Annotated in this window: 15 protein-coding genes and 1 riboswitch; of the genes, 3 read left to right on the forward strand and 12 right to left on the reverse strand. The window is 48.9% G+C overall.

Annotation, left to right across the window (positions count from 1 at the left end):
- Positions 1-2 precede the first annotated feature (2 nt).
- The 7 genes from CHL76_RS05905 to prsW all read right to left on the reverse strand — a co-directional run bounded on the left by CHL76_RS05905 (position 3) and on the right by prsW (position 6,214).
- On the reverse strand, positions 3-587 hold the full coding sequence (locus CHL76_RS05905; protein ID WP_079476603.1) for a lysophospholipid acyltransferase family protein: 585 nt from the start codon (positions 585-587) through the stop codon (positions 3-5).
- Positions 577-1,263: a (d)CMP kinase gene (gene cmk, locus CHL76_RS05910; protein ID WP_079476604.1), complete on the reverse strand. Its 687-nt coding sequence runs from the start codon at positions 1,261-1,263 to the stop codon at positions 577-579. The genes CHL76_RS05905 and cmk overlap by 11 nt, the downstream gene beginning before the upstream one ends.
- Positions 1,264-1,427: 164 nt before the next feature.
- Entirely contained in the window at positions 1,428-2,102 is a 675-nt protein-coding gene (locus CHL76_RS05915; RefSeq protein ID WP_079476605.1) for a flagellar brake protein, read from the reverse strand.
- 47 nt (positions 2,103-2,149) lie between these two features.
- A complete protein-coding gene (locus CHL76_RS05920) occupies positions 2,150-3,991 on the reverse strand; it encodes a bifunctional homocysteine S-methyltransferase/methylenetetrahydrofolate reductase (protein ID WP_094908099.1) in 1,842 nt (613 codons plus the stop codon).
- 26 nt (positions 3,992-4,017) lie between these two features.
- On the reverse strand, positions 4,018-5,121 hold the full coding sequence (locus CHL76_RS05925; protein ID WP_079476607.1) for a methionine biosynthesis PLP-dependent protein: 1,104 nt from the start codon (positions 5,119-5,121) through the stop codon (positions 4,018-4,020).
- Between the two features lie 92 nt (positions 5,122-5,213).
- Positions 5,214-5,320: riboswitch (SAM riboswitch) on the reverse strand.
- Between the two features lie 58 nt (positions 5,321-5,378).
- Positions 5,379-5,543, reverse strand: coding sequence for a hypothetical protein (locus CHL76_RS17180; RefSeq protein WP_179124127.1), 165 nt, complete (start codon positions 5,541-5,543; stop codon positions 5,379-5,381).
- A 23-nt stretch (positions 5,544-5,566) separates the two neighbouring features.
- Positions 5,567-6,214, reverse strand: a complete 648-nt coding sequence (gene prsW, locus CHL76_RS05930; protein ID WP_094908100.1) for a glutamic-type intramembrane protease PrsW — start codon at positions 6,212-6,214, stop codon at positions 5,567-5,569.
- Positions 6,215-6,316: 102 nt separating this feature from the next.
- Here prsW and CHL76_RS05935 point away from each other — a divergent pair, with 102 nt between their 5' ends.
- Positions 6,317-7,291 carry an asparaginase gene (locus CHL76_RS05935; protein WP_079476609.1) on the forward strand — a complete coding sequence of 325 codons (975 nt, stop codon included), beginning with the start codon at positions 6,317-6,319 and terminating at the stop codon, positions 7,289-7,291.
- A gap of 35 nt (positions 7,292-7,326) precedes the next feature.
- Here the strand turns inward: CHL76_RS05935 and CHL76_RS05940 are convergent, their stop codons facing one another.
- Positions 7,327-8,313, reverse strand: a complete 987-nt coding sequence (locus tag CHL76_RS05940; RefSeq protein WP_094908101.1) for a YpdA family putative bacillithiol disulfide reductase — start codon at positions 8,311-8,313, stop codon at positions 7,327-7,329.
- Positions 8,314-8,325: 12 nt separating this feature from the next.
- The gene (locus CHL76_RS05945) at positions 8,326-9,090 is read right to left on the reverse strand and encodes a metallophosphoesterase (protein ID WP_094908102.1); all 765 of its coding nucleotides are present in this window, start codon (positions 9,088-9,090) and stop codon (positions 8,326-8,328) included.
- A 129-nt stretch (positions 9,091-9,219) separates the two neighbouring features.
- On the opposite strand from CHL76_RS05945, the gene CHL76_RS16820 reads away from it, so the two are divergent.
- Positions 9,220-9,426, forward strand: a complete 207-nt coding sequence (locus CHL76_RS16820) for a hypothetical protein (protein WP_143747442.1) — start codon at positions 9,220-9,222, stop codon at positions 9,424-9,426.
- On the opposite strand, the gene CHL76_RS05955 is transcribed toward CHL76_RS16820, so the two are convergent.
- Genes CHL76_RS05955 through CHL76_RS05965 form a run of 3 tightly spaced genes read right to left on the reverse strand, consistent with a single transcriptional unit; the run spans position 9,407 to position 12,201 of the window.
- On the reverse strand, positions 9,407-9,691 hold the full coding sequence (locus tag CHL76_RS05955; protein ID WP_079476613.1) for a hypothetical protein: 285 nt from the start codon (positions 9,689-9,691) through the stop codon (positions 9,407-9,409). The two genes, CHL76_RS16820 and CHL76_RS05955, sit on opposite strands and share 20 nt — an antisense overlap.
- Positions 9,684-11,174, reverse strand: coding sequence for a RecQ family ATP-dependent DNA helicase (locus CHL76_RS05960; RefSeq protein ID WP_158219086.1), 1,491 nt, complete (start codon positions 11,172-11,174; stop codon positions 9,684-9,686). Before CHL76_RS05960 ends, CHL76_RS05955 begins: the two co-directional genes overlap by 8 nt.
- A complete protein-coding gene (locus tag CHL76_RS05965; RefSeq protein ID WP_079476615.1) occupies positions 11,146-12,201 on the reverse strand; it encodes a YpbB family protein in 1,056 nt (351 codons plus the stop codon). The genes CHL76_RS05960 and CHL76_RS05965 overlap by 29 nt, the downstream gene beginning before the upstream one ends.
- 173 nt (positions 12,202-12,374) lie before the next feature.
- Between CHL76_RS05965 and CHL76_RS05970 the strand changes: the two genes are divergently transcribed.
- Positions 12,375-12,623: a ferredoxin gene (locus CHL76_RS05970; protein ID WP_079476616.1), complete on the forward strand. Its 249-nt coding sequence runs from the start codon at positions 12,375-12,377 to the stop codon at positions 12,621-12,623.
- Positions 12,624-12,741 lie beyond the last annotated feature (118 nt).

Here is a 12,741-nt window from a genome sequence, read left to right on the forward strand (position 1 = left end):
AATTAACCGGTCTTCGCCTGCTGATGAACGGCTTTAATTTCTTCCATGATTACTTCGGTTGCTTCTTCAGCTTTCGCTTTATTCGTCCGAAGGTCCTGCATGGGTACCGGCCGGCCTATCACTACGTTCACACGCCTAAACAAACCGCAGCGGCCGCTGATGGCTACTGGAACTACTGCCGCGTCTGAACGGAGGGCGAAAAAACCGGCGCCGGTTAATCCTTTTCCTATTTCCCCGCTTTTACTCCTAGTACCCTCAGGAAAAAGACATAAAACCTGTCCCTCGTTTAAAAATTGAATTCCCTGTTTTAATGACTTTCGGTCTACCACGCCTCTGCGGACGGGAAAGGCTCCGACAAAATACATAATAAAACCGAGAACTTTTTTATTAAACAGTTCGCTTTTAGCCATAAAGTGCACTTTTCTGCGAATATGGGTGGCGAGCAGAGGCGGATCAAAGTTGCTAATGTGATTCGAACAAAGCAGGACGGGACCTTCCTTTGGGATATTTTCTCTTCCGGTGACCCGGACCCGCATAAGAATAACCGCAAGGAAGTAGGCAGAATACTTTACGATATTATACATCATGTGACTGATTCACCTTCTCCTCCGCGAGCGCCGTGATTTTACTGATAACCTCGGGTACAGTCAGCACCGTTGTATCAATTTCCACAGCATCCGCTGCTTTTTTTAACGGTGAATGCTCTCTGGCTTTATCAAGCTCATCCCGGTGAATGATTGCTTCATAAATTTCTTCGTAATCTGCCGGTTTTCCGCGCTCCTGCATCTCCTTGTACCTGCGCAGTGCACGTTCCTGTACAGAGGCGATTAAAAATATTTTCAATTCCGCATCCGGAAGGATAGTCGTGCCGATGTCCCGTCCGTCAAGTACCGCGCTTTTTTCTGCTGCAAGCCGCCGCTGCTTAACAGCCATTTCTTCGCGTACTCCAAGATGAGCCGCAGTTAGAGAGACCACGCTGTCAACTTCGCTCGTGCGAATAGCCTCCGATACGTTTTCCTCGTCCAAGTAAACTTCACTTACCTTCGGATTACCGACGAGACGGATGCTTGTGCTTTTTAACAGCTCCGTCATTTTTTCGCCGTCATCAAGCGGCGTGCCCGTCCGCAGCGCCTTTAATGAGAGCGCCCGGTACATCGCCCCTGTATCGATGTATGTATAATCAAGCTGTACGGCACATCCTTTCGATACAGTGCTCTTTCCAGCACCGGCCGGCCCGTCGATTGCAATATTGATTTTCCTCATCCTCCTGCACCCCGCCCATTAGATTGTTGAACATGTAGCCTTTGCCCATCATTTTCAAAACTAACATATTTCGCACGGTTTGCATATATTGTTCCGCCTGAACTTTTTATTTTCTCCTATTCAAAAGAGACAGTAAAAAGACCGCTTCTGCGGCCTTTAGTTTCTTAACTCCTTACTCGTTTTTCCTGATTCGCTGCTGCACGCTGCCGCTCAAAGCAGTACCTGATCACTGCCTGGCGCTCTTTTTCAGTAATCTCCAAAAACTCCATGCTTGCCCGCTTTGGCCTCCGCTCTTCTTTTTCAAGTACTCTTCTTACTGCAGCGGAACACTGCAAATATTGCATTGAGCCATCTTCCATCGGGAAAGCCAGCGTGATTTGTACGTGCTCCTCTTCCATCAGTTTTGCTTTTGGCGGCACAATGAGCATGCATCCACCACCGCTCACATTTACCGTCACAGTTGTAAACGGCCGGGAAGATCCGTGGACAGCTGCATTAACGCTCGTGTCGACACGTACATAGTTTCTGCGCTGGACACGCTGCCATTCTTTTTTTTCTGGACGTTTAATGATTAATGCCGGTATTTGCCCCTTTAGCCGGGAAAGGACCGTTGAACGGAATGAATAAACAGCACTGTCTTCTCCAACATACCAAACATGCACTGCTCTGCCTGCCTGAAAAGAAATGCTTTTCCCGGTTTCCTGGTCCGCGGGCAAAGCAATTGTAAACGTATTTTCATCTGCATCAAGCAGCTGGGATTTGTATTGAACCTTATTGTCATGCGGTTCCTTTGTATTTATGTTTTCATGCAAATGCCAAACGCTTCCAATTTCGTACAATAGCTAAAACCCCTTTTATATTATATGTCGGACGAAAGGAAAAACTGTTAAATTTCTGTAACGCCAGCTTCCGTCTGCTCCCGCACATACCTTGTCAGTTCAGCCGTAATTTCATAGCGCAGAAACGGCGTAATTAAATAAATACCGTTAAAGTACCGGAGTGTTTCATCAATCAGTTCTTTCGCAATAGCGATTCCTTCCCGTTTGGCTGCTTCAGCATCATTCCCGCAGGCTGCCATTCGCTTTCGCGTATCGTCTGTTAACTGAATGCCCGGCACTTCATTGTGAAGAAACTCTGCATTTCCAGCGCTCACTAGAGGCATTATTCCGATAAATACAGGAGCTTCGAGTTCCTTGACCGCTTCGTGAATTGTTTTAATCCGGTTAACATCATAAACGGGCTGACTCATAAAGTAATGCGCCCCCGCATTCACTTTTTTCTCCAGCCGTTTCACGGCTTTATCAATATGAAGCACGTTCGGATTAAACGCTCCCCCAATGGAGAAATTTGTTTTTTCTCCAAGCGACTTTCCGGAAAACAGACGCCCTTCGTTCATTTCCCGGATGAGGGAAATGAGTGAAACAGAGTTGGCGTCATATACAGACTTTGCTCCTGGAAAATCCCCCACCTTGGAAGGATCTCCGGTAATGGCAAGCAGATCCCGCACACCAATGGTATGAAGTCCCAGCAGATGGGACTGCAAACCGATCAGGTTCCGGTCCCGGCAGGCAATATGCAGGAGCGGCCGGGCAGAGCTCTGCTGCTTAAGCATCGCCCCCATCGCCAGGTTGTCGATCCGGGGGGAGGCGAGGGAGTTGTCGGCAAGTGTCACTGCGTCCGCCCCAGCGTCGTGAAGCGCCTGGGAGCCGCGCATAAATTTCCCCGTTTTCAGCTTCTTCGGCGGGTCCAGCTCTACAATAACCGTATTTTCATTTTTTACTTTTTCATGGAGAGGGACAAACTGTTCCTTTTCAGCTGGGGGCTCAGCTGCTGGGGGCTCCACCTTCACTGGAGGCTTAGTTTTTTCCGGCACGTCGTGTTTCACTGCTTCCGCTATCATGCGCACGTGTTCGGGGGTTGTGCCGCAGCAGCCGCCTATCAAACGTACGCCTTGTTCTTTAAAGCGGAATGCCTGTTTATAAAAGTACTCGGGATTGGACTGGTAGACATACCGGCCATCGTACCAGTTTGGCAGACTGGCGTTAGGGTAGGCGGAATAATACGCCTTTCCGGTCAATTCTGCCTGCTCAAGGGATTTCAATATATGATACGGGCCCATACGGCAGTTGAGACCGACCACTGAAGCGCCGGCGTCCTCGAGCCGGCTGAAAGCTTCACTGATCTGCACCCCGCCGTGCATAACGCCAACGTCTCCAAGCGCCACCTGGGCGATAACCGGGATTTCTGCATCCTTACTCCGGATGTAGCGGACAACCTGCAGAAGCTCTGGCAGGTCATAGAACGTTTCAAGCAGCAGGCCGTCCACCGGCTCCGCCAAAAAGACATCCACTTGCTCCTGCAGCGCATTTCTCAAATATTCATCCGAATATTCACTTACCTGGACGCCTTTAATGCCTCCAACTGTAGCAAATACATACGCTGTTTCACCTGCTGCTTTTCTTGCAAGCTGCACGCCGGCACGGTTAATATCCAACACTTTATCTTCAAGCTCATAGCCTTCAAGCTTCACCCGGTTGGCAGCGTAAGTATTCGTTTGAAGGATATCTGCCCCGGCCTCTGCATATTCCCGGTGAGCGCGCTCCACAGTATCTGGACTGGTCAGGTTCATGGCTTCAAACGAACCCTTATAGCCTTTCTGATAAAGATACGTCCCCATTGCCCCGTCGCCGATCAAAATTGAGGAACTGAGTTTTTTGAGTACGTTCATAGCTTTGCCCCTCTCCTGGTTGTTAGTTACAGCGCCCTTAGCGCCTGCTCGAGATCCTCAATTAAATCGTCTTTATCTTCGATGCCGATGCTGAAACGAAGCAGCCGGTTATCTACGCCGTTGTTAACCCTTACTGCCTCTGGCATGTCGGCATGTGTCTGCGTGGCCGGATACGTGATAAAGCTTTCAACTCCGCCCAGGCTTTCTGCGAAAGTAATGATTTTTATATTTCGCAAAAACGAGTCCACCCACTCTTCGTTTTCGAGACGGAAGGAAAGCATGCCTCCCCGTCCGGAGTAAAGCACATCCGTTATCTTTTCATGGCGGCTGAGATACTCTGCGATCGCCTTCCCGTTTTCTGTATGCTGCTTCATGCGGAGCTTTAAGGTTTTCATACCGCGCATGAGCAGCCAGGAATCAAACGGGCTTAAAATTGTCCCCATGCCGTTCTGAAGCGCACCAATTTTTTCGGAGAGCTCGTCCACGTTGGATACAATCAGGCCGGCAATCAGATCATTATGCCCTCCTAAATATTTCGAGGCCGAGTGTACTACAATGTCAGCGCCTTCTTCAATTGGGCGCTGAAGTACCGGGGTATAAAACGTATTGTCTACAATAAGCCAGGCCCCGTGCTTTTTCGCGAGCAGTGACAGTTCCTTCAGATCCGCTTCCTGCATCAGCGGGTTCGTCGGTGTCTCAATAAACAGCGCCTTCGTTTTCCCGGTAATCAGCTGTTCGAATGCTTCAAGATCCCTCGGGTCACCGTATGTAACCGTCACGCCCCAGCGCCGCCATCCTTCTTCAAACAGACGGTACGTACCGCCGTAAATATCGCTTGTTGCAATCACTTCATCACCGGTTTCAAAGATCGCAAACAGCGTCTGAATAGCAGCCATCCCCGAGCTGAGAGCAAACCCCTGTTTACCTCCTTCGAGCGCGGCGATACCATTTTCGAGAAGATCTCTCGTCGGGTTCGCCGTCCGGGAATAGTCGTATCCCGTGGACTCTCCAATACCTGTATGTTTATACGCTGTGGAAAAATAAACAGGAGGGTTTATTGCACCGGTCCGCGGGTCGGAATTATTCCCCAGTTGTGCAAGGATGGTTTCTATCTGCAGTTGCTTTGACATGTCACAGCCCTCATTTCTCTAAAATTAATGCATTAAATGTACGAAAAGGCCTTCTTCCGTAGACAGAAGAAGACCTTGGCATGCAATACTTCTTCTCATCTCGCAAGCACAGCTTGCAGGAGTTAGCACCTGACCGCATCTTTTGCAGCTGGTTGCTGAGACTTCCAAGGGCCGATCCCTCCATCTCTCTTGATAAGAAACGTTATATGATTACTTTCCAAAGTACATGAAACGAATCGATATTGCAAGTCACCATTTTACTCCGGCGCAATATCAATATGCAGCTGGCTTTCATTGCCGCAGACACAGCGGCGAAAACCCGTTTCCATTTCCCCGTTGGTGTTCTTTCTGCCACGTAGAATATACTTTTCGCCGCATTTCGGGCAGCGGATAACAACGCGGTAGCGGCGGTCTTCTGACATAGTAGCTTCGTCCTTTCGAGTTGTTATTTCGCATTGGCTTTATTAGCCTTTGACAACGCAAACCACCATAAAAATAGCATGAACGGTATGAGATAATACAGAATATTGCCTAAAGAAGCACTTAATATATAATCATACAGCCCGTGAAAGATAAGCGGAATGGCAAGGGCAAGAAAAAAAGAGAATAACCTCCTGCCATGGCGAGAGGCGCGCTTAGCCGATACCGCATAATATCCCATGATCACCCCGAGGAGCGCATGAACCGTTACAGGCAGAAGAGCTCTTGTAACCGCTGTTTCAATGCCGTTTGCAATTAAGTACAAAATATTTTCGAGCGAAGCAAATCCAAGCGACAGGGAAAGTCCGTATATAACGCCATCATAAGTATTTTTAATCGGAGCAAAACGCAGCACAAATGTATATAAAAGGAAAAATTTAATTCCTTCCTCCAATACAGCGGCCTGAGTGTACTGGGCCGCGAAAAGCGGCATGCCTACTCCTTCTGTTTCGAGCGCGTGCTCGATTACAAGCACTGGAAACACGATCAGCACCCCGATGACAAACGCCCGGATGACCGGCAGCCTCCGCTCCACGTCCGCCCGGCGTTTTAATGTAAAATATAGCAGTAAAGCGACAGCCGGCGCCAGGGCCGCCATAATCAGTGCGATCACCTTTCGTTCTCACCCTCTCTTGTTAAACGTATCGTATCATGCTATGTTCAGATTCGTAAAAGAATAATGACAGTCCAGCAGAGCCGACGAGGAGGAATTGAAATGAAAAAAATACTAGTTATCCATACAGGCGGCACGATCGCCATGACCCAGACAGAAGAAAGCGGCGTCGAGCCAGGGCTTCATAATCCGTTAAGCCAATGGAGCCGCATTGCTAATCAAATTGCTGAAATTGTGACGAGCGATTTTCTACATCTCCCTTCCCCTCACATTACTCCGGAGCATATGCTTTCTTTGCACGAACATATGCTTGAAAAGCTGTCCGAAGATATATATGACGGGGTCGTCATTACTCACGGCACCGATACGCTTGAAGAAACCGCCTACGCGCTTGATCTTTTTCATGACAAAGAGCTGCCGGTTGTCGTGACAGGCGCCATGCGTTCGAGTAATGAAATCAGCGCCGACGGTCCGCAAAACTTTCTAGCAGCGGTCCGTACTGCTGCAAGCGATAAAGCCCGCGGCATCGGCGTCCTCGTCGTTTTAAACGAAGAGATCCATTCTGCAAAAAACGTTACAAAAACCCATTCGTCCAACATCGCCACATTTCAGAGTCCGCAATACGGTCCGCTCGGCTTTGTAACGAACAATGAAATATTTATCCATCACTACCCGGCAAGCCGGGAGCATTTTTCACCGGTCCATCTGAACAAGAAGGTGCTCCTCTTAAAAATGGCAGCCGGCATGGATGCAGCTTTACTTTCCCCACTGCTCTACCAGCCTCTTGACGGAATCATTATCGAAGCGTTCGGCCAGGGGAACATTCCTCCAACTGTCGTGCCGCTGCTGGAGGATTCAATAGCCAAACAAGTTCCTGTAGTCCTGGTCTCCCGCTGCCATAGCGGTGTGGTCCAGGCTACCTACAGCTATGAAGGGGGAGGCTATCAGCTGAAGCGAAAGGGCGTTATTTTCACGAACGGTCTTAACGGCCAGAAAGCGCGTCTTAAGCTGCTCGCTGCTCTAGATGACCAACGGTCACTCGAGGAAATACGCGACTGCTTTGAGCATGTCGAATAAGGCGGATTAATTCATACTAAAAAGCCACTGGTTTGTTAAAACAAAGTGGCTTTTTTTCGTGCTATATCCTCCGCTATTTGTTCACCGTGAAAACGGCCGTTTTCAATAAATATTTCATTTGCTTCATCTCCGGCGGCAATAACACCGGCAATATAAATGTTTTCCCGGTTTGTTTCCATCGTTTCTTCGTCAAAGGAGGGACGGCCCGACTGTTCGTCAACAGCAATGCCAAGCTGGCGGAAAAAGGCCCGGGACGGGTGGTAGCCGGTCATGGCAAAAACAAAATCTGCCGCAACGGACCGCTCCCGTTCCTCCTGCTTGTATATAACCCGGTCCGGCTCAATGCGCACGACATCTGCTTCAAATTCCATACGGGCCGCACCACGCCGGACCATTGCCTGAAAATCCGGGAGAATCCATGGCTTGATGCTTTTGGAATATTCAGAGCCGCGGTAAAGCACTGTAACCTGAGCATTCACCTGCTCGAGGGCAAGAGCGGCATCCACAGCCGAATTTCTCCCGCCGATAATAACGACCTGCTGATTAAAATGGGGATGAGCTTCTTCAAAGTAGTGCTTTACGTGCGGCAAATTTTCCCCCGGCACGTTCATAGGATTAGGGTTATCGTAGTAGCCGGTGGCTATAATCACGTGCGAAGCTTCCCACTCCCGGGTCTTGCCCTGAAGTGTTTCGGTTTGCACCAGATAGCCGCTGCCCGTTTCCTGGATCTTTTGTACTTCCTCATAGTTATATATACGCAGTTTTTCCGCTTCCGCTACTTTCCGGTAATACACCAGAGCTTCCTGGCGCCGTGGCTTTCGGTCTACCACTGGAAAAGGGTGCCCGCCGATTTCAAGTTTATCTGCAGAGCTGAAAAACGTCTGGTGGACAGGATATTCATAAATGCTGTGCACAATATTTTTCTTTTCAATTATTGCCGCATCAATGCCACGGCGCTTTAAAGCGATAGCTGCCGACAGGCCGCAGGGGCCGCCCCCGATAATAATTACTTCCTCTTTCATATTCATACTCCCTTATTCGCTATAAGAATGACCGTTTGTCAGTACAAACAGGTGCGTTTCCGCCGGGGCGCCATGGCGCAGCGGTATGGTAGTCGTACCGTAACCGTTGCTGATAAACAGATTCTGATGTTTTTCGCGGTACCAGCCGCCCTTTAATTTTGGGCCCCACCCGAACAGCCGGATCTGGCCCCCGTGGGTATGGCCGGTAAGCATGTAGGCCGCCCGTTTCGGGAAGGGCCCGTACCGGTAATATGCTTCTGGGTTGTGGGCGATAAGCAGATCCGCCTCCGGCACGTGCGCTGGATAATGGTAGGATTCATAAAAGCGTTCCTCCCCAAAGGAAGCAATCGCAAAAGCAGTTCCCTTTAACGTATACACATTTTTTTCAAGAATACTGATTCTTTCCTGCTCCAGTAGCGGCCTCAGCCATCCGCGGCCCACCTGCAGGTCATGATTTCCCCACACAAACACAACCGGTGCATAACTGCGGAGCATACGAAGGTTTTGCCTGATCCGCTCCGCAGACACGCCAATTTCAGCCAAGTCCCCGCCGATTATAATCAGATCCGGAGTCAGGCCGAGCTTCCGGAACAACGCTGGCGACACCCGCCGCCGGTGGATGTCGGTAATAAAGAAAATGGTAAAGCCCTGCACTTCTGCCGGAAGATTTTCATATTCAAGCTCATGGGTTCTTACTTTATTCTGCCATGTCTCCGGCAGGACCCTGCCGGCATACAGCACAGAAAAAAGAAGAGGAGCCAGCAGCCATTTTTTCATGATGGAACCCCTCTTTTCTTTTATAAAATTTGAACGTTTCCGGACAATTTAAAAACGAGTATACGCACACCGCTTATCTCCGCTATACTTATGTAAGGAAAAAATTGACCGGAAAGAAGGTATCAAACAATGGATCTTATTGTCTTTTTAGCAGGAGCCGCTTTATTTGGAGGAGGCTTTTTTTTGCTTTTATATTTCTTATTTAGAAAAAAACCACTTACCTGGCCATTTATATTAATGATTTTAGGTGTAATTGCCTGCTTTGCCGGTCTCCTCCTATCTTCACCACTGACAGAAACTTCCACGGCGTTCCTTGCTACTGAAACATACTTATAATGAACGGCGAGGCGAGGGCTGTAATTACGATAAATATGAACGCAGCCAACAGCGTATGAGGAAGGGTGAGCATTGGCGGTTCTTCCTCCTCCGGTTCTTCTTTCCTGCCCGCATAGCGTGAACGTCTTGAAGCTGCTTCCTGCCCGGCTTCACTCGAAGGTTCTTCGCCCGTACTACTCCGGCGGCGTCCGAGTCGGCTTCGCTCTGTTTCCGGCTGTTCTGCATTTGAACCAGCATTTCGCCTCTCCATACGTGTTTTATTCATGCTCCCTCTCCTTTCCGAAAAACAGCTCCTGCAGTCGCATTTCCCACGGAGCTGTTACTTTTTCTTTTTCATTTCCCGGCTGCTTACGAACAGGAATAGTACTCCCGCATATATCGCAGCATGGGTCGGGGCGTTTCATTAATGCTTCCCCAAAAACCTGCAACAATAAACGTCTCCGGCAGGTATTGCTGTTTTCTAACCATTGTACCATAACCTTCAGCTTTTTTTCCTTTTCAAACCGCCGCTGCTGCACCTTTTCTTCCAGGTCTTCAAGAAGTTCACTTTTTCGTTTTCGGGGATGTTTCTCAAGGTAAAATGCGAGAAAACGGGCAGCGGTCTCTGTCCATCCCAGCTTATTGATCAAGTCGGCAGTTGTTTCTTCCTGCCGGCTGCTGGCTGCCGTCTCCCAGGCAGCGTCAAGCTCATCCACGGGGGGAAGCTCGGATTCCATCAGCATCTGTGGAATAATAATATCCTCCTCCAGGTACAGTACTGTGGCCCATGCCTGCCTTCCGTCCCTTCCCGCTCTTCCGATTTCCTGAATGTAGGATTCTGCATCTTTTGGGAAATGATAATGAAGCACAAATTCAACATCAGCTTTATTTAATCCCATGCCAAAGGAGTTTGTACATACTACTACATCCAGATCGCCGTGTAAGAACTGCTGCTGAATCATCAGCCTTGCCTCATTATCAAGTCCTCCGTGGTAAGCCTCCACCTGGTGGGCGCTTTCTTCTTGGAGCAGCTTTTTCAATTCTTCACATTTTTTCCGGCTGGTAACATACACCAGACCGGGGCCCGGGGCGTTCTGGATGATACGGACCAATTCTTTCTTTTTTTCCCGCTCGCTGGTGCATCTTTGAACAAACAGAGCGATGTTCACCCGGTCCACGGAATGAATATACTCTGCCGGTTCCTCCATCCGCAGCTGCTTTTTAATGTCGAGCTGTACTTCCGGTGTTGCAGTGGCAGTGAAAGCAGCCATACAAGGATTGCCGACAGCTTCCCGCACCGGCCCGATTTTTAGATAATCTGTCCGGAACTCATGGCCCCACTGCGAAATACAATGGGCCTCATCCACCACCATCATTACCACATTTACCTCCTTCAAGCGTTCAACAATAAACGGCAGCGAGAGCGCTTCCGGTGAAATATACAAAAGCTTTAATGACGACAGCCGGCGGAGCACCCGGGATTTTTCCTCCGGACTCATAAAGCTGTTATAGGCGGCGGCTGCTTTAATGTGTTTTGCCCGCAGCTCCTGAAGCTGGTTGTCCATCAATGACAGCAGCGGGGAAACAATAAGCGTCAACCCATTTTTCATTAAAGCGGGCAGTTGAAAACAGATGGACTTGCCGCTTCCTGTGGGCAGGACAGCCAGAGTATCTGTGCCTTCAAGCAGCTTATCCACGATCGGTTCCTGATACGCACGGAGGGAGGAAAAGCCAAAGTATTTATTCAATGCTTCTGTTTTTTTGTCCACTCTTCTGTCCTCCTTTTGCCAGCGCAAGCCGGATTGCAAAGTATGTCGTATCGGCATCGAGCTGTTCTTTCAGCGTTTTCAGCTTAAACGTATCAAGAGATGCAGCCGCCTGGCGTATTGCTTCCTGCTGTTTTGGAGGCACCAGCTGGTCAATGGAAAATTCTTTTATTTCGCCGGCAATTTCCACAAAATGATCTTCAATGGTGCTTACCTTTAGCCCTCGGGAACGGGCCACCGCTTCGAGGGTGAAGCCCTTGTTTATGAAATCCAGTGTTTTTTGGGCTGTGACGGTAAGCTCTGGCGTGCCACCAGTATCAAGACATTCATGAAGCACCGTTTCCGGCTGATTTTCCGCATTTTTTATTAACGTGTGGATGCTTCCCTGAAGCAGGTAGTCAACTTCCTCCTGTTCCCTGTGCTGCAGGCGTGAAATCTGCTCAGTCGTTTTCCCGAGAATTTCTGCACCTGTGAGCTTGTATACAAAAATAAAGGCCTGCAGCTCTGTCATGTCACGCAGACAGTCCGCCATTTCCTCATACAGTTTTTTCATGGCAGTATATTTTCCTTCTCCCCACGACGAAAGTTTCTGTTTTACCCATTGCTGAGACGCATGGTCCTGAATGATTGGAACAAATTGTTTTTTTCGCTGATACAAATGCGACAACGTTTGAATTAAAAGTGCAATCCTTTTCCAAAACTGATGGCCGGTATCCCGGTAGGCCCACCCGTCAAAGCCTGCTTCCTCCACCAACTTTTCCCACGGGCGCATAGAAGCAGAAATGGATTCAGCCGGAACGCCCCCAGGTTCGATCCAGCCGCGGTGGTACAAGGAAGCAGTGATGCGTTCAAATTGCAGCTTATCGAGCTTGGGAAGAGCCCCAAATAGATCCTTTGACTGAAACCACTTCGCGTCTGTGATCGTCTGCGAAGAGCGCTTTCCGGACAAAAGATGATAAGCTGATGCGTCCGTACGTTCTCCGCGGAGCCTTTTTAATGCTATCAGGATCATTGCCTCTTGAAACAGCAATACACCTCTTCCTTTCTATTCGTTCATCAAAATGCCACAAATTAGGCTGTGTGCCGCTTTTCGTTTCTGTTGAAAAGTTTATCATGAAGAAATACAATATGGAATAGACCTTACGACGCTCTTCATACAAGCGTATAAGTTATATAGATTTTTTATGACATGGAGGGACATAGATGGCGAAATACACCATTGTTGATAAAGATACATGTATCGCCTGCGGTGCCTGCGGGGCAGCCGCTCCCGATATTTTCGATTACGACGAGGAAGGCCTGGCCGAAAATATTGTCGATGACAATCAGGGGACAGAGAGCATTCCAGAGGACCTCGAGGAAGATATGATTGACGCTTTTGAAGGATGCCCGACCGATTCCATTAAAGTTGCAGAGGAACCGTTTTCCGGGAACCCTTTCAAGTTCGAATAAGCACTGTGCCCCCAGGCTGCTGGGGGTTTTTTTACAGATTCTGTTCCCCGCCTTTCTTCCGTGTTTCATTCCTGCTATAATGCAGAAGATGTTTACTATACATATTGAAGGAGGAGAT

The sequence above is a fragment of the Marinococcus halophilus genome, assembly GCF_002265875.1.
GTDB lineage: Bacteria > Bacillota > Bacilli > Bacillales > Marinococcaceae > Marinococcus > Marinococcus halophilus.

Excerpts from the sequence above, each read along its gene's own strand:
- CHL76_RS05905 (WP_079476603.1), bottom strand. The coding sequence starts at position 587 with ATGATGTATAATATCGTAAAGTATTCTGCCTACTTCCTTGCGGTTATT.
- cmk (WP_079476604.1), bottom strand. The coding sequence starts at position 1,263 with ATGAGGAAAATCAATATTGCAATCGACGGGCCGGCCGGTGCTGGAAAG.
- CHL76_RS05920 (WP_094908099.1), bottom strand. The coding sequence starts at position 3,991 with ATGAACGTACTCAAAAAACTCAGTTCCTCAATTTTGATCGGCGACGGG.
- CHL76_RS05925 (WP_079476607.1), bottom strand. The coding sequence starts at position 5,121 with ATGTCAAAGCAACTGCAGATAGAAACCATCCTTGCACAACTGGGGAAT.
- CHL76_RS17180 (WP_179124127.1), bottom strand. The coding sequence starts at position 5,543 with ATGTCAGAAGACCGCCGCTACCGCGTTGTTATCCGCTGCCCGAAATGC.
- CHL76_RS05935 (WP_079476609.1), top strand. The coding sequence starts at position 6,317 with ATGAAAAAAATACTAGTTATCCATACAGGCGGCACGATCGCCATGACC.
- CHL76_RS05940 (WP_094908101.1), bottom strand. The coding sequence starts at position 8,313 with ATGAAAGAGGAAGTAATTATTATCGGGGGCGGCCCCTGCGGCCTGTCG.
- CHL76_RS05945 (WP_094908102.1), bottom strand. The coding sequence starts at position 9,090 with ATGAAAAAATGGCTGCTGGCTCCTCTTCTTTTTTCTGTGCTGTATGCC.
- CHL76_RS16820 (WP_143747442.1), top strand. The coding sequence starts at position 9,220 with ATGGATCTTATTGTCTTTTTAGCAGGAGCCGCTTTATTTGGAGGAGGC.
- CHL76_RS05955 (WP_079476613.1), bottom strand. The coding sequence starts at position 9,691 with ATGAATAAAACACGTATGGAGAGGCGAAATGCTGGTTCAAATGCAGAA.
- CHL76_RS05970 (WP_079476616.1), top strand. The coding sequence starts at position 12,375 with ATGGCGAAATACACCATTGTTGATAAAGATACATGTATCGCCTGCGGT.